This window comes from Bradyrhizobium oropedii, assembly GCF_020889685.1.
Taxonomy (GTDB): domain Bacteria; phylum Pseudomonadota; class Alphaproteobacteria; order Rhizobiales; family Xanthobacteraceae; genus Bradyrhizobium; species Bradyrhizobium oropedii.
Window position 1 is genome coordinate 38,034 of sequence record NZ_JACMYO010000004.1, and the last position, 23,026, is coordinate 61,059.

At 64.9% G+C, this 23,026-nt stretch carries 21 protein-coding genes; 12 read left to right on the forward strand and 9 right to left on the reverse strand.

Features of this window, described 5'->3' with window-relative positions:
• Window positions 1-253: 253 nt before the first annotated feature.
• The 3 genes from frc to H8A95_RS02500 all read right to left on the reverse strand — a co-directional run bounded on the left by frc (window position 254) and on the right by H8A95_RS02500 (window position 4,093).
• Complete coding sequence (frc, locus tag H8A95_RS02490; RefSeq protein ID WP_092125280.1) at window positions 254-1,531, reverse strand: formyl-CoA transferase; 1,278 nt, start codon at window positions 1,529-1,531, stop codon at window positions 254-256.
• Between the two features lie 60 nt (window positions 1,532-1,591).
• Window positions 1,592-3,325 carry an oxalyl-CoA decarboxylase gene (oxc, locus tag H8A95_RS02495; protein WP_229181639.1) on the reverse strand — a complete coding sequence of 578 codons (1,734 nt, stop codon included), beginning with the start codon at window positions 3,323-3,325 and terminating at the stop codon, window positions 1,592-1,594.
• 72 nt (window positions 3,326-3,397) lie between these two features.
• Window positions 3,398-4,093 carry a GntR family transcriptional regulator gene (locus H8A95_RS02500; protein ID WP_163160266.1) on the reverse strand — a complete coding sequence of 232 codons (696 nt, stop codon included), beginning with the start codon at window positions 4,091-4,093 and terminating at the stop codon, window positions 3,398-3,400.
• A 225-nt stretch (window positions 4,094-4,318) separates the two neighbouring features.
• On the opposite strand from H8A95_RS02500, the gene H8A95_RS02505 reads away from it, so the two are divergent.
• The 5 genes from H8A95_RS02505 to H8A95_RS02525 all read left to right on the forward strand — a co-directional run bounded on the left by H8A95_RS02505 (window position 4,319) and on the right by H8A95_RS02525 (window position 9,842).
• Window positions 4,319-6,448, forward strand: coding sequence for an acetate--CoA ligase family protein (locus tag H8A95_RS02505; RefSeq protein ID WP_229181640.1), 2,130 nt, complete (start codon window positions 4,319-4,321; stop codon window positions 6,446-6,448).
• A gap of 168 nt (window positions 6,449-6,616) precedes the next feature.
• A complete protein-coding gene (locus H8A95_RS02510) occupies window positions 6,617-7,024 on the forward strand; it encodes a hypothetical protein (protein WP_229181641.1) in 408 nt (135 codons plus the stop codon).
• Window positions 7,025-7,181: 157 nt separating this feature from the next.
• Entirely contained in the window at window positions 7,182-7,979 is a 798-nt protein-coding gene (locus H8A95_RS02515) for an NYN domain-containing protein (RefSeq protein ID WP_229181642.1), read from the forward strand.
• A 218-nt stretch (window positions 7,980-8,197) separates the two neighbouring features.
• Entirely contained in the window at window positions 8,198-8,587 is a 390-nt protein-coding gene (locus H8A95_RS02520; protein ID WP_229181643.1) for a DUF1236 domain-containing protein, read from the forward strand.
• A 193-nt stretch (window positions 8,588-8,780) separates the two neighbouring features.
• Window positions 8,781-9,842, forward strand: a complete 1,062-nt coding sequence (locus tag H8A95_RS02525; protein ID WP_229181644.1) for a ketopantoate reductase family protein — start codon at window positions 8,781-8,783, stop codon at window positions 9,840-9,842.
• Between the two features lie 29 nt (window positions 9,843-9,871).
• Here H8A95_RS02525 and H8A95_RS02530 read toward each other — a convergent pair whose 3' ends face one another.
• From H8A95_RS02530 to H8A95_RS02540, 3 genes are all read right to left on the reverse strand, one after another.
• Complete coding sequence (locus H8A95_RS02530; protein WP_229181645.1) at window positions 9,872-11,047, reverse strand: metalloprotease; 1,176 nt, start codon at window positions 11,045-11,047, stop codon at window positions 9,872-9,874.
• A gap of 258 nt (window positions 11,048-11,305) precedes the next feature.
• Complete coding sequence (locus tag H8A95_RS02535; protein ID WP_229181646.1) at window positions 11,306-11,908, reverse strand: thiamine pyrophosphate-dependent enzyme; 603 nt, start codon at window positions 11,906-11,908, stop codon at window positions 11,306-11,308.
• Between the two features lie 8 nt (window positions 11,909-11,916).
• Window positions 11,917-12,492 (reverse strand): thiamine pyrophosphate-binding protein, encoded by a 576-nt coding sequence (locus tag H8A95_RS02540; RefSeq protein WP_229181647.1) that lies wholly within the window; start codon window positions 12,490-12,492, stop codon window positions 11,917-11,919.
• 179 nt (window positions 12,493-12,671) lie between these two features.
• Between H8A95_RS02540 and H8A95_RS02545 the strand changes: the two genes are divergently transcribed.
• The 4 genes from H8A95_RS02545 to H8A95_RS02560 all read left to right on the forward strand — a co-directional run bounded on the left by H8A95_RS02545 (window position 12,672) and on the right by H8A95_RS02560 (window position 16,499).
• Window positions 12,672-13,637 carry a Bug family tripartite tricarboxylate transporter substrate binding protein gene (locus tag H8A95_RS02545; RefSeq protein WP_229181648.1) on the forward strand — a complete coding sequence of 322 codons (966 nt, stop codon included), beginning with the start codon at window positions 12,672-12,674 and terminating at the stop codon, window positions 13,635-13,637.
• 4 nt (window positions 13,638-13,641) lie between these two features.
• Window positions 13,642-14,538 (forward strand): amidohydrolase family protein, encoded by an 897-nt coding sequence (locus H8A95_RS02550; RefSeq protein ID WP_229181649.1) that lies wholly within the window; start codon window positions 13,642-13,644, stop codon window positions 14,536-14,538.
• Window positions 14,539-14,553: 15 nt separating this feature from the next.
• The gene (locus H8A95_RS02555) at window positions 14,554-15,603 is read left to right on the forward strand and encodes a hydroxyacid dehydrogenase (RefSeq protein ID WP_229181650.1); all 1,050 of its coding nucleotides are present in this window, start codon (window positions 14,554-14,556) and stop codon (window positions 15,601-15,603) included.
• A 680-nt stretch (window positions 15,604-16,283) separates the two neighbouring features.
• Window positions 16,284-16,499, forward strand: coding sequence for a hypothetical protein (locus H8A95_RS02560; RefSeq protein ID WP_229181651.1), 216 nt, complete (start codon window positions 16,284-16,286; stop codon window positions 16,497-16,499).
• 22 nt (window positions 16,500-16,521) lie between these two features.
• On the opposite strand, the gene ilvD is transcribed toward H8A95_RS02560, so the two are convergent.
• The 3 genes from ilvD to H8A95_RS02575 form a co-directional block, all read right to left on the reverse strand.
• The gene (ilvD, locus tag H8A95_RS02565; RefSeq protein WP_229181652.1) at window positions 16,522-18,366 is read right to left on the reverse strand and encodes a dihydroxy-acid dehydratase; all 1,845 of its coding nucleotides are present in this window, start codon (window positions 18,364-18,366) and stop codon (window positions 16,522-16,524) included.
• Between the two features lie 202 nt (window positions 18,367-18,568).
• Window positions 18,569-19,462, reverse strand: coding sequence for an MBL fold metallo-hydrolase (locus H8A95_RS02570; RefSeq protein ID WP_229181653.1), 894 nt, complete (start codon window positions 19,460-19,462; stop codon window positions 18,569-18,571).
• Between the two features lie 7 nt (window positions 19,463-19,469).
• The gene (locus H8A95_RS02575; RefSeq protein WP_229181654.1) at window positions 19,470-20,681 is read right to left on the reverse strand and encodes an ABC transporter substrate-binding protein; all 1,212 of its coding nucleotides are present in this window, start codon (window positions 20,679-20,681) and stop codon (window positions 19,470-19,472) included.
• A 151-nt stretch (window positions 20,682-20,832) separates the two neighbouring features.
• On the opposite strand from H8A95_RS02575, the gene H8A95_RS02580 reads away from it, so the two are divergent.
• The 3 genes from H8A95_RS02580 to H8A95_RS02590 are packed head-to-tail and all read left to right on the forward strand — an operon-like array spanning window position 20,833 to window position 22,937.
• Window positions 20,833-21,534 carry a TetR/AcrR family transcriptional regulator gene (locus tag H8A95_RS02580; RefSeq protein WP_229181655.1) on the forward strand — a complete coding sequence of 234 codons (702 nt, stop codon included), beginning with the start codon at window positions 20,833-20,835 and terminating at the stop codon, window positions 21,532-21,534.
• Window positions 21,512-22,069, forward strand: coding sequence for a carboxymuconolactone decarboxylase family protein (locus H8A95_RS02585; protein WP_229181656.1), 558 nt, complete (start codon window positions 21,512-21,514; stop codon window positions 22,067-22,069). The genes H8A95_RS02580 and H8A95_RS02585 overlap by 23 nt, the downstream gene beginning before the upstream one ends.
• Before the next feature lie 4 nt (window positions 22,070-22,073).
• On the forward strand, window positions 22,074-22,937 hold the full coding sequence (locus tag H8A95_RS02590; RefSeq protein WP_229181657.1) for an SDR family NAD(P)-dependent oxidoreductase: 864 nt from the start codon (window positions 22,074-22,076) through the stop codon (window positions 22,935-22,937).
• Window positions 22,938-23,026 lie beyond the last annotated feature (89 nt).

Below are 23,026 nucleotides of genomic sequence, written 5' to 3' on the forward strand. Positions count from 1 at the left end.
CTCGCAACGGTTTCTTCGCTCGACGTCTTTAGAACCCGGACGCTGTTGCGAATGTTCCAACTCGAAGTGGGACGATAGATCGCAGAGTCTCCGATCGCTGCTTCTGGCCGTTGGCCGATGTGGGCGTCGATTTCATTGATGTCCGTCGCCAACGGCGAAATCGGGTGTCAGGCCCCCGCGGCGTTTCCGTCAAGCAAACAAAAATGGCCGCGGTCGCCCGCGGCCATTTTGTCGTGTTGCTTGAGCGCTGCCCTTACTCGGCCGCCTGTTTGCGCGGCGGGTCGAGGGCGCCGGAATCGTGGATCTCGGCGACCTGGTGATCTGAGAAGCCGAGCACCTCGCGCAGGATCTCGTCGGTGTGCTCGCCGAGCAGCGGCGAGCGGGCGACCTCGCTCGGCGAGTCTGACAGCTTGATCGGGTTGCCGACCGAGATGTACTTGCCGCGAGTCGGGTGATCGACCTCGACCACGGTGCCGGTCGCGCGCAGCGACTGGTCTTCGGCGATCTCCTTCATCGACAGGATTGGGCCGCAGGGGATGTCGTCCTTGTTGAGGATCTCCATCGCCTCGAACTTGGTCTTGGTCATCGTCCACTGCTCGATGCGGGCGAAGATCTCGTTGAGGCGCGGCAGGCGGGCCGGCGGCTTGGCGTAGTTCGGATCGGTCTTCCAGGTCGGCTCGCCGATCACGTCGCAGATCTTCTCCCAGACCGGGGCCTGGGTGATGAAGTAGATGTAGGCGTTCGGGTCGGTCTCCCAGCCCTTGCACTTCAGGATGCGGCCGGGCTGGCCGCCGCCGGAATCGTTGCCGGCGCGCGGCACGGCATCGCCGAACGGAATGCCTTCGCCGAACTGGCTGTATTCCTTCAGCGGGCCGTGGGCGAGGCGCTGCTGGTCGCGTAGCTTGACGCGGGCGAGGTTGAGCACGCCGTCCTGCATCGCCGCGGTGACGCGCTGGCCCTTGCCGGAATGGGTGCGGTGATAGAGCGCGGTGACGATGCCGAGCGCGAGATGCAACCCGGTGCCGCTGTCGCCGATCTGCGCGCCGGTGACCAGCGGCAGGCCGTCGCGGAAGCCGGTGGTCGAGGCGGCGCCCCCGGTGCACTGCGCGACGTTCTCGTAGACCTTGCAATCCTCATACGGACCGGGGCCGAAACCCTTGATCGAGGCGACGATCATCTTCGGGTTGATGGCCTGGATCTTCTCCCAGGGGAAACCCATGCGGTCGAGCACGCCGGGGCCGAAATTCTCGACCAGCACGTCGCACTGCTTGATCAGCGCCGTGAGCACTTCCTTGCCCTTCGGGTTCTTGGTGTCGAGCGTGATCGAGCGCTTGTTGTGGTTCAGCATGGTGAAATACAGGCTGTCCACGTTCGGGATGTCCTGCAGCTGGCCACGCGTGATGTCGCCAACGCCGGGGCGCTCGACCTTGATCACGTCGGCGCCGAACCAGGCCAGCAATTGCGTGCAGGTCGGACCCGACTGGACGTGGGTGAAATCGAGAATGCGAACGCCCTTGAGCGCCTTGGTCATATCTTTTGCTCCGTACTCTGTCTGCCCCTGCACCCGCAGGGAGTGATGGGGTTTAAGGGGTTACTTCTTCTTCTGCAGAACGCTCTGCGGATTGAGGTTGCCGATGCGGCCGCTCTCCGAGCCCGCCGCCGGATCGATCACGGCGTTGATCAGCGTCGGCTTGCCGGAATCCAGCGCCGCATTGACCGCACGCTTCAGCTCGTCCGGCGAGGTGGCGTTGACGCCGATGCCGCCGAACGCTTCCATCATCTTGTCGTAGCGCGAGCCCTTGACGAACACGGTGGTCGCCGGATCGTCGCCCGCGCTGTTGACGTCGGTGCCGCGATAGATGCCGTCATTGTTGAAGATCACGACGCAGATCGGCAGCTTGTAGCGGCAGATGGTCTCGACCTCCATGCCGGAGAAGCCAAAGGCGCTGTCGCCTTCGACCGCAAGCACGGGGAGGCCGGTCTCGACCGCAGCCGCGATCGAATAGCCCATGCCGATGCCCATCACGCCCCAGGTGCCGACGTCGAGCCGCTTGCGCGGCTTGTGCATGTCGACGACGCCGCGGGCGAGATCGAGCGTGTTGGCGCCCTCGTTGACGAAGATGGTGTCCGGACGCTCCGCGATGATCGTGCGCAGCGCGCCGAGCGCGCCGTGATAATCCATCGGCGAGGCGTTGCTCATCAGCTTCGGCGCCATCTTGGCGACGTTGTCGTCGCGCTTCTTGGCCACGGTGGCGAGCCAGTCGCTCGGTGCGGCAGACCAGTTCGCGCCCATCGCGTCGAGGAACGCGGAGACGCAGGAGCCGATATCGCCGACCACGGGGGCGACGATCTCGACATTGGAATCCATTTCCTTCGGCTCGATGTCGACCTGGATGAACTTCTTCGGGGCCTCGCCCCAGGTCTTGCCCTTGCCATGCGAGAGCAGCCAGTTGAGCCGGGCGCCGATCAGCATCACGACGTCGGCTTCCTTCAGCACGGTCGAGCGCGCCGCGCCTGCGCATTGCGGATGCAGATCGGGCAGCAGGCCCTTGGCCATGCTCATCGGCAGGAACGGCACGCCGCTCTTCTCGACGAAAGTCTTGATCGCCTCGTCGGCCTGCGCATAGGCGGCGCCCTTGCCGAGGATGATCAGCGGGCGCTTTGCGCTCTTCAGCACATCCAGCGCGCGCTTGACGGATGACGGGGAGGGGATCTGCTCGGGTGCTGCGTCGATCACCTTGACCAGCGACTTCGCCCCGGCGTCGGCGTTCATCACCTGCGAGAACAGCTTTGCGGGCAGGTCGAGATAGACGCCGCCCGGACGGCCGGACACTGCGGCGCGGATCGCGCGCGCCAGGCCGATGCCGATGTCCTGGGCGTGCAGCACGCGGAACGCCGCCTTGCACAGCGGCTTGGCGATCGCGAGCTGGTCCATCTCCTCATAGTCGCCCTGCTGCAGGTCGACGATCTCGCGCTCGGACGAGCCCGAAACCAGGATCATCGGGAAGCAGTTGGTGGTGGCGTGGGCGAGCGCCGTGAGGCCGTTCAGGAAGCCGGGTGCCGACACCGTGAGGCAGACGCCGGGCTTCTTGGTGAGGAAGCCGGCGATCGATGCCGCATAGCCGGCATTCTGCTCGTGGCGGAACGAGAGCACGCGAATGCCCGCCGCCTGGGCCATGCGGCCCAGGTCCGTGATCGGGATGCCCGGCACACCGTAGACGGTGTCGATGCCGTTGAGCTTGAGCGCATCGATGACGAGATGGAAGCCATCGGTCAGTTCCTGCTCGGTGCCCGGTGCCTCGGACTTCGTAGCGGTATTCAGCATCGGCATCGTCTCCCTGATCGTTCTTGTTCGGACGATCTGATCGTCGTCTGAAGCGTGAGTGGACTCTAAATCCTAAGTAAACAGTTCTTGACCGTGCGCCTCGACATAGGCGGCAAGGCCAAGCGTGTGATCGCGCGCGCGCTTTTCGGCGAGCTCGGTGTCGCGCGCCTCCAATGCCTCGATGATTCCAAGATGCTCGGGCAGGGAGGTCGCGGTGCGGTCCTTGCGGCCGATCGTGAGCTGGCGATAGCCGCGCACATGCAGCAGCAGGTCGTTGGTGAGATCGACCAGCACAGGCGATTCCGACAGCGAGATCAGCGCCTGGTGGAAGGCGATGTTGGCCTTGGAATACTCCTCGACGTGATCCTGCGGCAGGCGATCGTCGCTGAAGTCCTTGAAGAAGTCGCGCAGCGCCGAGATGTCCTTCTTGCGCGCGGTGGTCGTGATCAGTCGCGCGGCCATGCTCTCGAGCGCGGCCCAGGCGCGAATCATGTCGACGATCTCCGACTTGGTGCGGCGGACCACGATGATGCCGCGGCGCGGCACGGTCTTCACGAAGCCGTCCTGCTCAAGCATCGCGATGGCTTCGCGGATCGGCGTGCGGCTGACGCCGAGGCGCTCGGACAGTGCGCGTTCGTCGAGCATCACGGGCTCGGGCGTCGCGTAGATGTCCATCTTCAGGATGGCTTCCTTCAAGGCCTCATAGGCCTTGTTCTTGAAGCTTGTCTCCGGCGCGATCCGGACGATGGCGATATCTGTGTCAGCCATGGTGGGCGACGCCTTGGTCTGTTTCGGGTCAGGCACGACTCGTCTCCTCCTCTTGGAGACGTCTTCTTAGCAGAAGAAATTACCTTAGATTTTTGGCATGCCAAATACCAGAATGTCAAGCGACCTATATTTTTCGGTATTTTTGAGCACCCGGTGAGCCTGCGAGCTTGACAATTGCGTTTCTGGCATACCAAATGCCATAAAATTTGTCCCAGGAGGAAGCCGATGTCAAATTCAAAGGATGCGGTCCGCAAAGTTCTCGATGCGGTCAAGGCCGACAAGCGCACGAGCCTCACCGCGCCCGAAGGCAAGGTGGTTTGCGACGCCTATGGCATCCCGGTGCCGAAGGAAGGCGTTGCCAAGTCGGCCGCCGAGGCCGCCCGGATCGCCTCCGACATGGGCTTCCCGGTCGTGATGAAGATCGTCTCGCCCGATATTCTCCACAAGACCGAGGCGGGCGGCGTGGTGGTCGGCGTCAAGAGCGCAGCCGACGCCGAGAAGAGCTACGAGGCCATTCTCGCCAACGCCAGGAAGTACAAGGCCGATGCCAAGATCGACGGCATCCAGGTCCAGCAGATGCTGGGCGGCGGCACCGAGGTGATCGTCGGCTCGATCACCGACGGCTCGTTCGGCAAGCTGGTCGCTTTCGGCCTTGGCGGCGTGCTGGTCGAGATCCTCAAGGACATCACCTTCCGCCTCGCGCCCGCGACCAGGGACGATGCGCTGTCGATGCTCGACGGCATCCAGGCCCATGAGATGCTGAAGGGCGTGCGCGGCGGTGAGCCCGTCAATCGCGAGGCGCTCGCCGACGTCATCGTCAAGGTGTCGCAGCTGGTCAGCGATTTCCCCGAGATCGTCGAGCTCGACCTCAATCCGGTGTTCGCCACCAGCAAGAACGCGATCGCGGCCGACGTCCGCATCGTCGTCGACTTCGACTACAAGCCGCGCCCGGCGCCGCGTCCGACCGAGGAGATCGTCGCGGCGATGAGCCGCATCATGCAGCCGAAGGGCGTTGCCGTGATCGGCGCCTCCGCCGAGGACGGCAAGATCGGCAACTCGGTGATGAAGAACCTCATCAACGGCGGCTACAAGGGCGAGATCTATCCGATCCACCCGAAGGCCGAGGAGATCCTCGGCTACAAGGCCTACAAGAGCGTCAAGGACGTGCCCGGCGTGATCGACACCGCGGTGTTCGCGATCCCCGCGAAGTTCGTGGCCGGCGCGCTCGCCGAATGCGGCGAGAAGAAAATCCCCGGCGCGGTGCTGATTCCCTCGGGCTTTGCTGAAGCCGGCGCGCCCGAATTGCAGGCCGAGATCGTCGAGGTCGGCAAGAAGTACAACATCCGCCTGATGGGGCCGAACATCTACGGCTTCTACTATACGCCGGCCAATCTCTGCGCCACGTTCTGCACCGCCTACGACGTCAAGGGTCACGCCGCGCTGTCGTCGCAGTCGGGCGGCATCGGCATGGCGATCATCGGCTTCTCGCGCTCGGCCAAGATGGGCGTGTCGGCGATTGTCGGCCTCGGCAACAAGTCCGACATCGACGAGGACGATCTGCTCGCCTTCTTCGAGCAGGATCCCAACACCAACCTGATCGCGCAGCACTGCGAGGATCTGAAGGACGGCCGCGCCTTCGCGGAAGCCGCCAAGCGCGTCTCCAAGAAGAAGCCGGTGGTCGTGCTCAAGGCCGGCCGCACGTCTGCCGGTGCGAAAGCCGCGTCGTCGCACACCGGTGCGCTCGCCGGCAATGACAAGATCTACGAGGACGTGTTCAAGCAGTCCGGCGTGATCCGCGCGCGCTCGCTCCGGCAATTGCTGGAATTCGCCCGCGGCGTGCCGGTGCTGCCGACGCCGAAGGGCGAGAACGTCCTGATCATCACCGGTGCCGGCGGCTCCGGCGTGCTGCTGTCGGACTCCGTGGTCGACAACGGCCTGTCGCTGATGCAGATGCCGCCGGATCTCGATGCCGCGTTCCGCAAGTTCATCCCGCCGTTCGGCGCGGCCGGAAATCCTGTGGATATCACCGGCGGCGAGCCGCCGATCACTTACGTCAACACCGTGAAGCTCGGCCTGTCGGATGAGCGCATCCACGCGCTGATCCTCGGCTACTGGCACACCATCGTGACGCCGCCGATGGTGTTCGCGCGCAACATGGTCGAGGTGAAGAAGGAGATGGAGGCCAAGGGCTTCGTGAAGCCGATCGTCGCCTCGCTCGCCGGCGACGTCGAGGTCGAGGAGGCCGCCGAATATCTCTACCAGAACGGCATTCCGGCCTACGCCTATTCGACCGAACTGCCGGTCGAGGTGCTGGGCGCCAAGTACAAATGGGCGCGCGGCGCGGGCCTGTTGTGACCTGATCCAGCCGTAATCTGAGCCAACAAACGATGCCGCTTCGGATGCCTCCCGAAGCGGCATCAAGACCCGGTTAACGGCATCCGAGAAATCGGGGCCTAACGGATAATCCGGCTTTAACGGGGGCCGATTAAACGTCTCGTGGCTGCACGGAGGCGTTTTCCCCATATGTCAATTCAGGTCGATTCGGATTTTGCGAGCGACGATCGCGCCAGGGCGCAGATCGGCGCGGCGGTGAGCTTTTTGCTCAGGAACACGAGCGGCGTCGGCCGCGAACATGCCGTCGAGCTGATTGTCGAGATGGTGCGCGATGTGGCAAGCCGGCCGGCCGGTCCGGAAGCGCCATCGATCCAGCCGCTGATGAGCGGCGTCACCTATCGGGACTTCGTCATCGATGCCTATCGGCGCGATGTCGATCGTTGGCGCGCGACCATCCGCCGATCGAACGGCAAGAAGATCCGGATCGCGTCTCCGCCATCGGTGCGCGATGAGGCGACAACGACAGCGGACGCGATCAACGCCGAGAAGGCCATCGAGTTCGCAAGGCGGGCGATCGACCTCGGCGAGGTGATCTGACCCCGCGCAGCCGGAGGGCTGCCGCAGCGGCGAACGTCCGTCCGACCGCTGCCGAGTCTATGCCTGGGACGCGCGATGTGCTCCGATGCGGCGGCCGTGCCGGTTCCGGAGCCGTCTGCCGGAATCTTGTTCCATCGTGTCCCAGCCGAGAAATGCCATGCCATCCGAACTCCGTTCGCCCCGTCTCGCCGTCCTGATCGACGCCGACAACGCATCCGCAAAGATCGCCGACGGGCTGTTCGAGGAGATCGCCAAGATCGGCGAAGCCAGCGTACGCCGCATCTATGGCGACTTCTCCAACCCGCGATCCAGGGCATGGGCCGACATCCTGTCGAAGCATGCCATCATCCCGCAGCAGCAATTTGCCTACACGACCGGAAAGAACGCATCGGACATCACGCTGGTGATCGACGCCATGGACCTGCTGCACAGCGGCCGGTTCGACGGCTTCTGCCTGGTGTCGTCGGACAGCGATTTCACCAGGCTTGCCGCCCGCATTCGTGAGCATGGCATCGACGTGTTCGGGTTTGGCGAACAGAAGACGCCGGAGAGTTTTCGGCAGGCCTGCCGCAGGTTCGTCTATACCGAGAATTTGCGCGGCGGCGTGACGAACAATCAGGGCACGACCGCGCGCCCCCAGCCGTTGCAGCCGCCCGAGGCGGCCGCGCCCATCATCAAGAAGGTGACCAGCCAGATCGCAAGCGAGGATGGCTGGGTCACTCTTGGTGAGGTCGGACGGCAGCTTGCCAATGTTGCGTCGGATTTCGATCAGAGGACCTACGGCTTCCGCACGCTGGGCGAACTGGTACGCAGGACAAACGCCTTCGAGATCGATAACCCGAAGGGCGGTGCGATGCGGATCCGCATCAAGCCGGAGGCTGCATCGCCACCGAGCCGGCCAGCTTCACGACGGCGCGCACCGAGACCGCGAACCGATCAAAAGGCGCCGGATTGAGCGGCGCGCGGCGCGGGCCTGCTCTGAGCCAACCCTGAATCTGAACCAGCCGTGAATGCCGCTTCGGGCATCATCCGAAGCGGCATTTTCATTTTGTGCGGGAACTCAGGCGAGTTGCGGCGGAACTGGAATTTGCGCGCAAGTTGCCGCGCTGGAACTGGAACGTCTCGTTTCCAGCGATGTTGAAGGGGCGTCTTGCAACTCGGAGGAGGACAATGATGAACAAGCGTTTTGCCGTTTCCCTTGTCGCTGCTGCGTCGCTGCTCGTATCCGGTTCGGCCTTCGCGCAGTCCACGACTGCAGCGGGCGCCGCCAACGGTGCGCGGACCGGTGGCGAGATTGCGGGCCCGGTTGGCGAGATCGTCGGCGGCACGGTTGGTGCTGCGGTCGGCGCCGGCCTCGAGATTCCGAATGCGGTGATCACGTCGATCCCGCGCGGCGAGCCGTCGGTGGTGGTGCGCGAGCGTGTCGTGGTCGGCGAGCCACTGCCTGACACCGTCGTGCTGCGCCCGGTGCCGCGCTACACCGAATATCGCTATGCCGTCGTCAATGACCGCCGCGTGATCGTGGACGCGCGCACCCACCGGATCGTCAGGATCGTCGACTGATCGCGTCGAGATTCCTGACTGCGGACATCCTCGCGGGTCTGTTGCCCGCGGGGATTTTCGTGGGTCCCATGAATACCGGCATGGCATGGGCGCGCTTTTTTCATGCGGTGGCCGGTTGGCCTGACGGTCCGATCCCCTAGACTGGCCGGCAACGGACGCAGCAAGCGTCTGCCTTAACGACAGGGGTTGGAAGATGGGTCGGAAGATCGCGATCGTCGGGGCGGGTGCGGTCGGCGGCTACGCCGGCGCGCACATGGCGCAGGCGGGTGAGGACGTCACCTTCATCGATCCCTGGCCGGAGCATGTCGCGCACATGCGCAAGCACGGTCTGCGAGTCACCCACGCGATGGACGTTGCGGAATTCTCGGTGCCGGTGCGCGCGCTGCATGTCACCGACGCGCAGCAACTGGCGAAAGAGAAGCCGGTCGATATCGCCTTCGTCTGCATGAAGTCCTACGACACGGCCTGGGCCACGATGCTGATCCGGCAATATCTGGCGGCCGACGGCTATGTCGTCTCGTTGCAGAACTGTATGAACGAAGAGACCATCGCCGGCATCGTCGGCTGGGGCAAGACGCTCGGCTGCATCGCGAGCAGCATCACCGTCAATCTGCCGGAGCCTGGCCATATCCATCGTGGCACCGGCAAGGGCGGGGCGGCGCACACCGTGTTTCGCGCAGGCGAGGTGCACGGCCGCATCACCGCACGGGCGGAGGAAGTTTGCCGGTTGGTTGGCTTCTCCGACAGCGCCAAGGTGACGTCCAACCTCTGGGGCGAGCGTTGGTCCAAGCTCGTCGCCAACGTGATGGGCAACGGGCTCTCGGCCTGCACGGGTCTAGCGGGCGGCGAGGTGCTGCAAAGCGAGCCGCTGCGCCGCTTCTCGACCCGGCTCGGCAGCGAGGCGATCCGTGTCGGCCAGGCGCAGGGCTATCAGCTGGAAGAGATCCTGCATCTGCCGCCGGAGACGATCGCCCGGGCCGGCGAGGGCGACGAGGCCGCGACCCGCGCCTGCGACGAGCAACGCTTTAACGACAGCAAGCGTACCTCATCGGCACAGCGCCCGTCGATGGGCCAGGACATCCAGAAGGGCCGGCGCACCGAGATCGAGTTCCTCAACGGTTTCGTGGTGCGCGAGGGCGAGAAGGTCGGCCTCGCCTGCAATGCCAACGCCGCGCTGACCGACATCGTCAAGCGCGTCGAACGCGGCGAGCTAAAGCCGGATCCCCGGCACATCACCGAGTTGCGGGTGAATTGAGCGGCGTATGTGGTGCGACTGTTCGCGCATCAAAGGCGGATGGCTGGAAGCGGCCAGGTCGTCTTCAGGACGAGAATGTACAGGGCGAAGGTCGCGATCGTGCCAATTGCCAGCATGATCCCGTCGTGAAGGGTCAGCCGCTCGAGCTCCATGGTGCGACCCCCGCTGAGGTAGCGCTGCAGAGCGAACAGCATGAAGGGAATCCCGATCAGGAAGGATTGCAGGTAGACGGCCAGGGCGAGGCCGATCAGGATTCCGATCCAGCCCACGATCAGCGCGGACCTCCGGTTCACCGAGCCGACGAGGGCGTTGAGGATCAGCCCGCCATCCAGAGGATAGAGCGGAAGCAGGTTGCTCGCGTTGACGATCGCGAACAGCTCGGCCAGCTTCGCAAGATAGAGTTGGCCGGTGGCCTGGTAGGCGGCGAACAGGCCGAGTGTCGGAATGATGCTCAGGCCCGGACCCATCAGCGCGATGAAGCCGAGCCGGCCTTCGGTCCGATAGGCCGTCCTGGGAACGGCCGCCCCGCCGAAGAAGGGCACGAGGTAGATACCGCGCACGCCGACACCGGCCATCAGCATCGCCACGGCGTGACCGGCCTCGTGCAGGACGATGACCACGGTCAGGAGCAGCGCCGCCTTCCAGCCTACGAGATACCAGAAGCTCAGGAGGGCCACGACCGACAACAGCCATCCGTTGTTGCCGATGGCGGCGAGCCGGTCGCGGCTTCCGGCCTCCTTCTCGCACTGCCGCTTGATCAGGTTCGCCATCCGACGCTGGCCGAGCCGATAGATGATGCGATCACGCAGCGAGCGCGGGGTCAGTTCGCCGAAACTCGTGAGCCTGGTGCCGCTGTCTGTCGCCTCGACCGTGATGCCCGACTCGATACTGCGGCCGTCATCCGGCGGCATCGACAGGCGGTGCTCTACGGTCTGGCTCCGGAGGATGCCCCTTGTCTCGTCGCGTTCGAGCTCGCGCGAGACGATCTGCATTCGGAGCTGGCCGTTGATGGATACGCACGTCAGCCACAACCCGATATCATCGGGCACCGGCTCGTGCGATATCTCCATCACTGGCGGCCCATCGAAGACCATGCGACTGGCGGAATTGAAGCGCCAAACGACCTCGGGTGGCGCATTGATCTGCACCGCGTATTCAAAGCGAAGCCGTTTGTGCCCGCGTAGCGCATCGGCGATGCCCTGCACCGCGTAGCAGGCGATGCGCAAGAGCTCGATAGGGAGTGTCAGCAGTGCGAGCATGGTAAGGCAAACCTACGCTGACTGATGCCGCTTCGGCAGGTCAGAACGATCGACGAATTCCGGTGGATATCTTTCGCCGGTGTCGATACAATACCATCATAGGTTGTCACAAGGTAAATCGCCGGTCAGCAACCCGATCCGTCACTTTACCGCGTGGCGGAGCATGCGGTCCGGTCTCTTTGATTTTGGCATTGCGCCGTGTCGCTACAGCAGCTGCCGCACGCCCATGCCATGCATGAAGCGCTCGCGGATCTGCACGGGATCGCGCCTTGTGGTGCCGGTGCCGGGCTTGTCGTCGATGCGAACGCCGATCAGCGTGGGGCCGGCCGCCCGTTTCGACTGCGCGATCAGCCGCTCGAAATCGTCCTCGTCGGAGGCCCACGAGCTGTTGGCGAGGCCGCAGGCGATCGCGACCGCGACGATGTCGGTGTGGCCGGCGGCCGGGGTCGGCTGGCTGCCGGTGATCTGGTAGATGCCGTTGTCCATCACCATCATGGTGAGGTTCTTCGGCGCCAGCGTCGCGATGGTCGAGAGGCAGCCGAGCTGCATCAAGAGCGAGCCGTCACCTTCGAGCGCGAACACCCGCCGCTTCGGCTGCGCCAGCGCGACGCCGAGCGCGATCGGAAACGCAAGTCCCATGCTGCCCAGCATATAGAAATTCTGCGGGCGGTGGCCGGCGGCCCACAGATCGAAGTTGGTGTTGCCGATGCCGCCGATCACGGCCTCGTCCTTCAGCCCGGCGACGAGGCGCTGGGTGAGATCGAAACGGTTCATCACCTTGGTGTTGCGCGCGGGAGTGTTGGTCATGGCTGATCTCACTTGTCGAAGGTCTTGCCGCCGGTCAGCAGCGGCGAGAGGATCAGCGCCACCGGCGCCTGGGTGGTGACGGCCTGCTTGATCGAGCGGTCGGCGATGAATTCGAGCTCGTCGAGTCTTGTGATGGTGTGATGCTCCATCGCAAGCGAATCCAGCACCGGGCGCATGGTGCGGCAGACCAGCGCCTGGCCGTAATTGAACTCACCGAGCGTGCCGCGCTCGGAGACGAACATGATCAGCGGGATCTGGTAGGGCACCGCGAGCGAGGCCAGCACGTTGGCGAGCGTGGCGAAGCCCGAGGTCTGCATCAGCACCGCGCCGCGCATGCCGGCCATCCAGGCGCCGGAGACGATGCCGACGGCCTCTTCCTCGCGCGCAGTCGGAAATGTCGTGAAATACGGATCGGCGTGCAGGTCCTTGATCAGCGTGGTCAGCACCCGGTCGGGCACATAGGGCACCAGCTTGATCTCGTTCCGCTTCAGCGTCTGCAGCACGATGCCGTGCCAGGTGGTCGCCGCATCCTGGGACTTATCCTTGGCTTTATCTTTGGACGAGGCTTGTTCCGCGGCCGCCATCCTGCTCTCCCTGCTCGCGCGACGCTGACGGTCGCTTGCCGGTCGAAGCTTGACGCTGACCATGTGATTGTCAACATGTCGCGTCCGCAACGCGACCTGCGGAATTCGGCCATCGCAGCGCCGAACCGCCGTGCGATACAGGCGGTAACGATAGAACGATCAAGGGACGGGAGGCGTCAATGGCCGGATGGGTCTGGCGGACCGCCATTGCGGCAGCGGCCACGCTTGTGGCCGGCCTCGCGTCCGCGCAGCCGTACCCGGCAAAGGCCGTTCACATTCTCGTTCCATATCCGCCCGGTGGCGGCGTCGACGTGCTGACGCGGACGCTCGCCGAAGCGGTGTCGAAGACCTGGACACAATCGATCGTGGTCGAGAACCGGCCCGGCGCCGGCGGCGTGATCGCCTCGCAGGCGATCGCGAGCTCCGCGCCCGATGGCTACAACCTGATCATGGTGGCGAGCGGCCATGCCACCAATCCGTTCCTCTATCCAAAGCTGCCCTACGACACCTTCAAGGATTTTTCACCGATCTCGCTGCTGGCGTCGTCGCCCAACGTACTGCTGGTGCGCGCGGACTCGCCGTTCAAGTCGGTCGGCGACGTCATTGCGGCGGCGAAGGCAAGGCCTGGCACTCTCTCGTTTGCCCATGCCGGCAACGGCACCTCGACCCATCTGGCCGGTGAGCTGCTCAACAATCTTGCCAAGATCGATCTCAACGCGATTCCGTACAAGGGCGGCGCGCCGGCGATCAACGATCTGCTCGGTGGACAGATTCCGATGTCGTTCAACAACGGGCCGGAATCGGTCGGGCAGTTGCAGGCCGGCACGGTCCGCGCGCTGGCGGTGACCACGGCGTCACGCGCGCCGTTCCTGCCTGATGTGCCCAGCATGTCGGAGAGCGTGCCGGGCTACGACACCGAGGTGTGGTGGGGGCTGCTCGGTCCCGGCAACGTGCCCCCCGATCTCGTCGCGAAGATCTCGCATGATTTCGTCGCGGCGGTGAACACGGATGCGGTGAAGGAGCGTCTCGGCAAGCTCGGCGCTGTCTCGATCGGGAGCACGCCGGAAACATTCGCCGCCAAGATCAAGGCCGACTACGACAAATGGGGGCCGATCACCAAGGCCGCCGGCATGAAGGCGGAGTAGGAAGATGGCTACGTCAGAAATTCCTGCTTGCCTGCCGCCGCGCCCGGTGACGCCGCCGCGGGAGAAGCTGCCGCCGAAGGCCTGCGATACCCATGCGCATGTGTTCGGACCGGCGGATCGCTTTCCCTATGCCGGCGATCGCAGCTACACGCCGCCTGACGCACCGCTTGCGAGCTATCTCGGCATGCTCGATGCGCTCGGGTTCACCCGCGGCGTGCTGGTGCAGGGCAGCGCGCATGGCCACGACAATTCGGCGATGCTGGATGCGTTGCAGCGCGAGCCGGCGCGGCTGCGCGGCGTTGCGGTGGCCGATGCCGAAGTCGCGGCGGGCACGCTGCGGCAATGGCATGTGCTCGGCGTTCGCGCGTTGCGCTTCAACCATTTTTTCCGCGGCGGCCAGCTGCACTATCGCGGCGGCATTCCCTTGGGTGTCGCCGAGATGCATGCGCCTGTCATGGCCGAGCTCGGCTGGCACCTGCAGCTCTGGATCGACGTGAAGGATCTGCCCGACACGGTCCCGACGCTGAAGGCGCTCGGTCTTCCGGTGGTGGTCGATCACATGGGCCGCACCGATGCCGGCGCCGGGATCAACACCGCGGGTTTCCAGAGCCTGCTGCGCGCGGTCGGCGAGGGCTGGTGCTGGGCCAAGCTGTCAGGCGCGCATCGCCTGAGCCGGCGCGCACCGGATTATCCGGATGCGCGGCCGTTCCACGAGGCGCTGGTCGCGGCCAACCCTGAGCGGCTGGTGTGGGGCGGCGACTGGCCGCATCCGCGCGTCGAAGGCGAAATGCCCAACGCCGGCCATCTGCTGACGCTGTTCCAGGAGTGGACGCCGGATGCCGCGACCCGGCACCGCATCCTGGTCGACAATCCCGCACGACTCTATGGCTTCCCAAACTGAAGGCTGCTCGAAGACATGACCGTCAACAACAAGCGCGTGTTCTACGTCAAATACCTCGCCCACGAGATCTACGTCGACATCCTGAAGAAGCGGCCGGATGTCCGGCTCGATCGATTGGAGAACGAGACGCCGGAGACGACGTTCGCGCCCGTGCTCGCCGACGCGCATGCCTATCAGATCGGTGCCGCGCGCGATGAACTGGCGCCGCACTTCCACGCCCATGCCGAGCTGTTGAAGCGCGCGCCGAACCTTCTGATCGTGTCCTCGAACGGCGCCGGCTTCGATCCCGTCGATGTCGATGCCTGCACCGCGGCGGGCGTGCTGGTGGTCAACCAGTCCGGCGGCAACGCCAACTCGGTCGCCGAGCACGCGCTCGGCATGATGCTGACGCTGTCGAAGCGCATCATCCAGTCCGACCGCCGGCTGCGGCGCGAGGCCAACGTCAACCGCAACGATCTGATCGGCAACGAGCTGAAAGAGAAGACCGTCGGCATTGTCGGCCTCGGCAATGTCGGCCGCCGCATTGCCGAGCTGTGCAAGGGCCTCTTGCACATGAAGGTGATCGCCTACGATCCCTATCTCACCGCCGAGGAGATGGCGAAGCGAGGCGGGGAGAAGGTCGAGCTCGACGATCTCCTGCGCCGCGCGGATTTCGTCTCGATCTCTTGTCCGCTGGACAGCAAGAGCCGGGGCATGATCGGCGCGCGCGAATTCGCGCTGATGCAGCCGCACGCCTACTTCGTCACCACCGCACGCGGCTTCATCCATGACGAGAAGGCGCTGGAGGATGCGCTGCGTGACAAGCGCATTGCCGGTGCCGGCCTCGACGTCTGGGCCAAGGAGCCGCCGCCGCCGGACCATCCGCTGCTGCAGTTCGACAATGTGCTGGCGAGCCCGCATACCGCGGGCGTCACCCGCGAGGCGCGCATCAACATGGGCCGGATCGCCGCCGAACAGATCCTCGATGCCCTCGACGGCAAGCGCCCGCCGCGCATCATCAATCCCGAGGTCTGGCCGGTGTATGCGAAGCGGTTCGAGAAGGCGTTCGGGTTCATGCCGGGGTAGGTGGCGCTGAAGCCAGCCGAGATCAACGCGTTGGTCAGGCCTCCCCTTGCGGCGGCTGCGGCTGCGCGCGGCCAAAATATCGAAAACAACCCCATGCAAAGGAGCCGGCGGCTGCCGGCGTTCCGACCAGGCGACTTGACGCGTCGGGCAACTCAGGCGTACATTTCCAATATTCCGAAATTGTGCAAGTGCCCGCCTTGCGGGGAGAGATACCGCAAGGGTGGAGGGAACCCGTCCGCCGGTGCGTCCCTTACGCAGATGGCGTGCGTACGAGTGTTGTGCGCTCGAAAACACCGGAGAAAATCTGCTTCGCCAACACCTCAATCCGGGCAACAAACCCACTGCCGAACCGCAGCCCGGCAACACGTCCGTTGTTATTTTCCCTGAGATATCGACGGCTTAGCCCGAAGTCGCCATTTTCGCGATGTGCCCGACCATTCCGGGCACCGAAGGAAAACGTACCATGCGACGAGTCCAGTTATTGCTCCGCAACGCGCCCGCGAAAATCGGCCGCCGTCTTGCGCAGATCGTCGCGATCGCTGCCGCCAGCCTGCCGCAGGCCGGCGCGTAGTTTTCCCGCTGCGAACAATCGCACGCGCCCTTCCGAATTAACTCACCCCTATTTCGCGTTAGTGCTAGCGTGGTACCCCCGGCTCTTCCGGTCCAGCGGGGAGGGTTCCATGTCACGCTTCGTCGTTCATTTCATGAAGGACGTGCTTGGCGGCAATGGCCGCCAGCGCGAGGTCTGTCAGGGCGCGCTCGAGATCGACGCCTTGAGCGAAGGCCAGGCCAGCGAGATGGCCAAGGCCAAATTCTGCCAGGAGCAATCGCTGTGCGACTGGTCACTGCATGCCGACCGCATCCGGATCGAGGCGGCCGACTTGCACGTGAGCTGACGCCTCCGCGCGCCGCGCGGTTCTACTCCGGCAGGATGCGCACCGCACCCTTCGCCGCGCTGCTCGCGAACGCCGCATAGGCCTTCAGCGCAGTCGAGACGGCGCGCTTGCGCGGCGCCGCCGGCTTCCACGCCGCATTGCCCTTGGCTTCCATCGCAGCGCGACGGCGCGTGAGTTCTGCATCGTCGACCCTAAGGTTGACCTTGCGGTTCGGAATGTCGAACTCGATGATGTCGCCTTCCTCGACCAGGCCGATCAGGCCGCCTTCGGCGGCTTCCGGCGAGACGTGGCCGATCGACAGGCCGGACGATCCGCCGGAGAAGCGGCCGTCGGTGATCAGCGCGCAGGCCTTTCCGAGCCCCTTCGACTTCAGATAGCTGGTCGGATAGAGCATCTCCTGCATGCCCGGGCCGCCGCGCGGACCTTCGTAGCGGATCAGCACGACATCGCCGGCCTTGACCTTGTTGCCGAGAATGGCATCGACCGAGGCGTCCTGGCTCTCGAAGATGCGGGCGGGACCTGAGAACTTCAAAATGCTCTGATCGACGCCGGCGGTCTTCACGATGCAGCCGTCTTCCGCAAGATTGCCGAACAGCACGGCGAGACCGCCATCCTTGGAATAGGCATGCTCGGCGTTGCGGATCACGCCCGTTTCGCGGTCGAGATCGACCTCGTCGAAGCGGCGGTCCTGGCTGAAGGCTTCCTGGGTCGGCACGTTGCCCGGCGCGGCGCAGTAGAAGTTGCGCACCTTGTCGCTCGTGGTCCGCACCACGTCCCAGCGGTTCAGCGCGTCGTTCAATGTCGCGGCGTGTACGGTCGGGCCGTCGGTCGTGAGCAGCTTGGCGCGGTCGAGCTCGCCGAGGATCGCCATGATGCCGCCGGCATGATGCACGTCCTCCATGTGGACGTCCGGCACCGAGGGCGCGACCTTGCAGAGCACCGGCACCTTGCGGGAGAGACGGTCGATGTCGGTCATCGTGAACGGCACCTCGCCCTCGCGCGCGGCGGCGAGCAGATGCAGCACGGTGTTGGTCGAGCCGCCCATCGCGATGTCGAGCGTCATCGCGTTCTCGAACGACTTGAAGTTCGCGATGTTGCGCGGCAGCACCTTGGCGTCGTCCTGCTCGTAATAGCGGCGGGCGAGGTCGACGATCAGATGGCCGGCCTCGACGAACAGGCTCTTGCGGTCGGCATGGGTCGCCAGCACCGAGCCGTTGCCGGGCAGCGCGAGGCCGAGCGCCTCGGTCAGGCAGTTCATCGAATTCGCGGTGAACATGCCGGAGCAGGAACCGCAGGTCGGGCAGGCCGAGCGCTCGATCACCTCGACCTCTTCGTCCGAGACGTTGGAATCGGCTGCCGCAACCATCGCGTCGATCAGGTCGACGGCGCGCTTCTTGCCCTTGAGCAGGACCTTGCCCGATTCCATCGGGCCGCCCGAGACGAACACGGTCGGGATGTTGAGGCGCAGCGTCGCCATCAGCATGCCGGGCGTGATCTTGTCGCAGTTGGAGATGCAGACCATCGCGTCGGCGCAATGCGCATTGACCATGTATTCGACGCTGTCGGCGATCAGCTCGCGCGAGGGCAGGCTGTAGAGCATGCCGTCATGGCCCATCGCGATGCCGTCATCGACCGCTATGGTGTTGAACTCTTTTGCCACCCCGCCGGCCTTCTCGATTTCCCGCGCCACCAGCTGGCCGAGGTTTTGGAGATGCACATGCCCGGGCACGAACTGGGTGAAGGAATTGACCACCGCGATGATCGGCTTGCCGAAATCCTCGTTCTTCATGCCGGTGGCGCGCCAGAGGCCGCGTGCACCCGCCATGTTGCGGCCGTGGGTGGTGGTGCGGGAGCGATAGGCGGGCATCGTAAATCCTTGGGCTATGGCCATTTTTTAGGGGAGATGGCAGCCCTTATGCCCGCCCGCAGCAGCCGATTCAAGCGCGGAACCGCATGGCTGAACCCCGCTACGCGATCCCGATCTCGGGAGTTTCCGGAGGGCCTGTCCGCGTGCTCCCTTTACCTCTCCCGCTTGCGGAGGAGGGAGCTCAGCTTGCTCGTGGCGGATGCTATGCCTCGAACCTGAACCTGAAGGCCTCGCCATGCCTGACCACGCGGCCTGCGGTCGGGGCGGGGAAGTGCCCGGTCAGCAGATAGCTCGGCGTATCCGCCAATTCCTCCAGCAGCGTCACGCGGGTGGCGAGCGCCGCCGCGGGATCGGCGTCGGCGGCATTCGACAGCCACGGCTCCGCGCACTGGATCGGATGATGGATCACGTCGCCTGACATCACGGCATGGTCGCCACGGCCGTTGAGGTGGATCTGCATGTTGCCGGCGGTGTGGCCCGGCGCCGGCGCAAAGCGCAGGCCCGCGTCGCGGTCGTCGAACAGCAGGTGATCGGTCTCGACGAATTCGGCCTGGCCGGCCGCGACGACCGGCAGCACCGAATCCTCGAACGAGCCGTGATTGACCGGCGTCGGCGGGTTCGCCCGGTGCGCGGCCTCCCAGTGCCGGAACTCGGCGCGTCCCATCAGATAGCGCGCCTTCGGAAAGGTCGGCACCCAGCGCCCGTTGATCAGCCGCGTGTTCCAGCCGACATGGTCGACATGCAGATGCGTGCACATCACGAAGTCGACCTGTTCGGGCCGCACACCGAGCGCGGCCATGTTTTCCAGATAGGGCTGGTTGAGATTGTTCCAGGCCGGCACGCGCGGACGTGGCTTGTGATTGCCGCAGCAGGTGTCGACGACGGCGGTCCAGCGCGGCGTCCGCACCAGATAGGAATGGTGGCTCAGGATGAAGCGGTCGGTCTCCGGCTCGATATAGCGGTGATCGAGCCAGCTTCGGTTCGCGGCGATCACCTCGTCGGTGACATTGGCGAACAGCCATGTCTTGTCGAAGGCAAGCGAGGGGATCTCGACCAGCCGGTCGATCCGCATGCTGCCGATCGTGATCTGGCGCATGCGGTGCTCAGTTCTTGATGAGGTCGCCGAACGGTACCCAGCGCGTGCCGTCGTAGCGGATCAGTTGCAGGCTGGTCATCGGCGTATACCGCTCCGGCGAATTGCTGACCGCGGTGCCGTTGATCAGCATCGGCAGATGCAGATCCCTGATGCTGGTCGCCTGCTTCATCACATTGGCGCGGGTAAGGTCGTTGCCGGCGGCCTTCAGCACCGCGACCAGCGTCTGCGCGATGGTGTAGCCGTAGACATTCAGCCAGTCGCTCTTGTTGGCGTCGGGCAGATACTTGTCCATGAAGGCGACCCATTCCTTGTAGCCGGCGTCGTCCTTCAGCGCCGGATCGGTCGAGTCCTTCAGGTACTGGCTCGAGATCACGCCAGTGGAATTGTCCTTTCCGGCGGGTTCGAGCACGCCGCTGATCGAGGCCGAGACATTGGAGATGATGGTAGTCGGCTTCCACCCGATCTCGCCGATCTTGCGGATCGCCTGCGCCGCGAATTTCGGCGTCGCCGCGACCAGCACCACGTCGGCGCCGCTGCTCTTGAGCAGCAGGATCTGCGTATCGACGGTGGGAGCGGTGGTCTCGTAGGCCGCCCGCGCCACGATGGCCTCGGTGCTGCCGAGGCCTTCGTCCAGCGCTTTTAGATAATCCTTGCCGAGGTCATCGTTCTGATAGAGCACACCGACCTTGGCGTTCGGGTGGCTCGCCTTGATGTATTTGGCGTAGGCGATTGCCTCGTCGCGATAGGTCGGTTGCCAGCCCACGGTCCACGGAAAATTCTTCGGGTCGTCCCACTTCGCCGCGCCCGAGCCGAGGAAGAGCTGCGGCACCTTCCTGTCGTTGAGATATTTGTGCACGGCGCTGTTGGTCGGCGTGCCGACGCCGCCGAAGATCAACAGCACCTCGTCGCTCTCGACCAGGCGGCGCGTCTGCTCCACCGTTTTGGGCGGGCTGTAGGCGTCGTCGGCGATCATCATCTGGATACGCCGGCCGTTGATGCCGCCCTCGTCATTCACCTTGCGGAAATAGGCCTCCGCCGATTTCGCGATTTGCGCGAAGGCCGAGACGGGGCCGGACAGCGGCGCGGTGGTTCCGATCTTGATCGTCTTGTCGTCGGCGCCTGAGTCATATTTCGGGCTTTCGGCTTGTACGGCGCCGGCGGCGATCAGCGGCAGCAGCAAGAGGGCCGCGCGCAAATGAGAGCGGACGAAGCACGCCATGACGGAATCTCCCCAGATTGCTCCCCGCCTCTTCGGGCGGAGTTGAAACGCGAATACTTCGCCCGCCGCTTGCGGGCCGGACCGCCGCCGTGCAGACGAACGATCGTTCGTACGGTTGACTAGCGAACGATCGTTCGTTAGTCAAGGCGCCATGGCGGCTTCCACATCCAGCGCGGCCGACGCGGTCGTGACCTCTACCCGCGAGCGCATCCTCAGCGAGGCGCTCAGTCTGTTCGCGCAAAGCGGCTATGGTGGCGCGTCGATGCGCGAGCTTGCGCGCCGCGTCGGCATCCGCGAGAGCAGCCTCTACAATCATTTTCCGGGCAAGGCCGCGATCCTCGAAGCGATCGTCAGCGAGCACGGTCCGGCGAGTTCGGCCGACCGGCTTGAGGCGCCGCGCTACCGGCAGCTCGCGCAGCAGCCGGCGGCGTTCTGCCGCCAGTTCGCGCTTGACCTCGTCGAACAATGGTCGGATCCGCGCGAGCATCAGTTCCAGAAGGTCATCACCGCCGAACGCAACCGTGTGCCCGGCATCCGCGCCAAGTTCGCCGACCACTTCTATGCGCGCGAACAGAATCTGATGACGGACTACTTCCGCGGCTTTGCGCTCGCCGGACTGATCACGACTACAGACCCGCGCGAGGCGGCGCGGCTGTTCGCCGCCGGCCTGATCTATGTCAGGCTCGAACATTATGTGATGGGCGCACAGGCCTCGCCGCGACCGAAGGTGATCGAGGCGATCGACCGCTATCTCGCATTCTTCCTGTCGCTGATTGCGGCAAAGGACGCAGACATCTCGGACAAGAAGCAACGAAAAAAGGGAGAGACGCGTGGCAAGGCTGCCTCTGATTGATCCGGACACCACGAGCGGCGATATCCGCGCCGCGTTCGACCGCATGCCGGTCAAGCTCAACATCTTCCGCATGATGGCCCATGCCGAGGCCAATGCGATGCCGCTGATGCGGCTCGGCAACTCGATCCTGCACATGCAGAAGCTGTCGGCGGTCAACCGCGAGCTTCTGATTCTGCAGGCCGCGCAGCTCGAGGGCGGCGCCTATGAATGGCGGCAGCACGTGCCGATCGCGCTCGGCGTCGGCGTTGCGCAAGCGCAGATCGATGCCGTCGAGCGCGGCAATTACGATGATCCCTCGCTCAACGCCGCCGAGCGCGCACTGCTCGGATTCGGCCGCGAGGTGGTCGAGAAGGTCCGCGTCGGCGATGCCGTCTTCGCAGGGGTGCGCGAGCATTTCAGCGATCAGGAGATCGTCGAGGCGATCGTCACGCTCGGCTTCTACATGATGATGGCGCGGCTGACGGAAGCGACCGAGACCGATCTCGATCCGGCCGCCGGCATGGTCGTGTACGAGGCCAGCAAGAAGCGGGGTTGATGGGATGTCGGAGACTCCGCAAGGGACCTCGCAAGACACGAAGCCTGACCGCCATGTCCGTCCGCTGAGCGCGGAGTCCTCAGGCACCGCGCCGGGCAGGGGCCGTCTCAACGGCCGCCGCATCCTTGTGGTCGGCGGCGGCCAGCGCGTGTTCGATGCCGCGACCGATCCGGTCGGCAACGGCCGCGCGATGAGCCTGCTGTTCGCCCGCGAGGGGGCGCATGTCGCGGTTGCCGACCTCAACCGCGGCTCCGCCGAGGACACGGTCGCGCGCATCGCGGCTGACGGCGGCCGCGGTTTCGCGATTGCCGCCGACGTCACCCGAGAGGCCGATGTCATCAGAATGATTGATGAAGCTCATCACGCCATGGGCGGGCTCGACGGCATGGTGCTGAACATCGGCACCTTCGGCAAGACCGGGCTCGACAATGTCAGCGCCGAGGAGTGGAACAGGATCTACGACGTCAACGTCCGCGGGCCGATGCTGTGCTGCCGCGCGGCGTTGCCGAAATTCGAAGACGGCGGCTCGATCGTCTTCATCTCCTCGATCGCGGCGCTGAAGGCGGGATCGCAGATGGCGGTCTATGATTCATCCAAGGCGGCGCTCGGCGGCCTGATGCGCAACATCGCGCATACCGGCGCGCGGCGCGGCATTCGCGCCAACCTGGTCTATCCCGGGCTGGTCGACACCCCGAACGGCCGCGAGGCCGGTGCGGGCCGGCCGTCGCGCGGCAAAAGCCATGTTCCGTTCGGCCGCCAGGCGACGGCGTGGGAGATCGCCTATGCGGTGCTGTTCTTCATGTCGGATGAGAGCGTCTACGTCACCGCGCAGACGCTGGCGGTAGATAGCGGCCTGAGCGGGATGTGAGCGGCGCGGCGCAAGCAGGTCGAATAGCGACGGTGCGCTCCCTCGCCCCGTTCTTACGGGGTCGAGACAAGCGAAGCTTGCTCTTAGAG

Excerpts from the sequence above, each read along its gene's own strand:
- ilvD (WP_229181652.1), bottom strand. The coding sequence starts at position 18,366 with ATGCCCGCCTATCGCTCCCGCACCACCACCCACGGCCGCAACATGGCG.
- oxc (WP_229181639.1), bottom strand. The coding sequence starts at position 3,325 with ATGCTGAATACCGCTACGAAGTCCGAGGCACCGGGCACCGAGCAGGAA.
- H8A95_RS02535 (WP_229181646.1), bottom strand. The coding sequence starts at position 11,908 with ATGACCAACACTCCCGCGCGCAACACCAAGGTGATGAACCGTTTCGAT.
- H8A95_RS02570 (WP_229181653.1), bottom strand. The coding sequence starts at position 19,462 with ATGCGCCAGATCACGATCGGCAGCATGCGGATCGACCGGCTGGTCGAG.
- frc (WP_092125280.1), bottom strand. The coding sequence starts at position 1,531 with ATGACCAAGGCGCTCAAGGGCGTTCGCATTCTCGATTTCACCCACGTC.
- H8A95_RS02580 (WP_229181655.1), top strand. The coding sequence starts at position 20,833 with ATGGCGGCTTCCACATCCAGCGCGGCCGACGCGGTCGTGACCTCTACC.
- H8A95_RS02505 (WP_229181640.1), top strand. The coding sequence starts at position 4,319 with ATGTCAAATTCAAAGGATGCGGTCCGCAAAGTTCTCGATGCGGTCAAG.
- H8A95_RS02545 (WP_229181648.1), top strand. The coding sequence starts at position 12,672 with ATGGCCGGATGGGTCTGGCGGACCGCCATTGCGGCAGCGGCCACGCTT.
- H8A95_RS02550 (WP_229181649.1), top strand. The coding sequence starts at position 13,642 with ATGGCTACGTCAGAAATTCCTGCTTGCCTGCCGCCGCGCCCGGTGACG.
- H8A95_RS02510 (WP_229181641.1), top strand. The coding sequence starts at position 6,617 with ATGTCAATTCAGGTCGATTCGGATTTTGCGAGCGACGATCGCGCCAGG.
- H8A95_RS02560 (WP_229181651.1), top strand. The coding sequence starts at position 16,284 with ATGTCACGCTTCGTCGTTCATTTCATGAAGGACGTGCTTGGCGGCAAT.
- H8A95_RS02575 (WP_229181654.1), bottom strand. The coding sequence starts at position 20,681 with ATGGCGTGCTTCGTCCGCTCTCATTTGCGCGCGGCCCTCTTGCTGCTG.
- H8A95_RS02515 (WP_229181642.1), top strand. The coding sequence starts at position 7,182 with ATGCCATCCGAACTCCGTTCGCCCCGTCTCGCCGTCCTGATCGACGCC.
- H8A95_RS02525 (WP_229181644.1), top strand. The coding sequence starts at position 8,781 with ATGGGTCGGAAGATCGCGATCGTCGGGGCGGGTGCGGTCGGCGGCTAC.
- H8A95_RS02555 (WP_229181650.1), top strand. The coding sequence starts at position 14,554 with ATGACCGTCAACAACAAGCGCGTGTTCTACGTCAAATACCTCGCCCAC.
- H8A95_RS02500 (WP_163160266.1), bottom strand. The coding sequence starts at position 4,093 with ATGGCTGACACAGATATCGCCATCGTCCGGATCGCGCCGGAGACAAGC.
- H8A95_RS02590 (WP_229181657.1), top strand. The coding sequence starts at position 22,074 with ATGTCGGAGACTCCGCAAGGGACCTCGCAAGACACGAAGCCTGACCGC.
- H8A95_RS02540 (WP_229181647.1), bottom strand. The coding sequence starts at position 12,492 with ATGGCGGCCGCGGAACAAGCCTCGTCCAAAGATAAAGCCAAGGATAAG.
- H8A95_RS02520 (WP_229181643.1), top strand. The coding sequence starts at position 8,198 with ATGAACAAGCGTTTTGCCGTTTCCCTTGTCGCTGCTGCGTCGCTGCTC.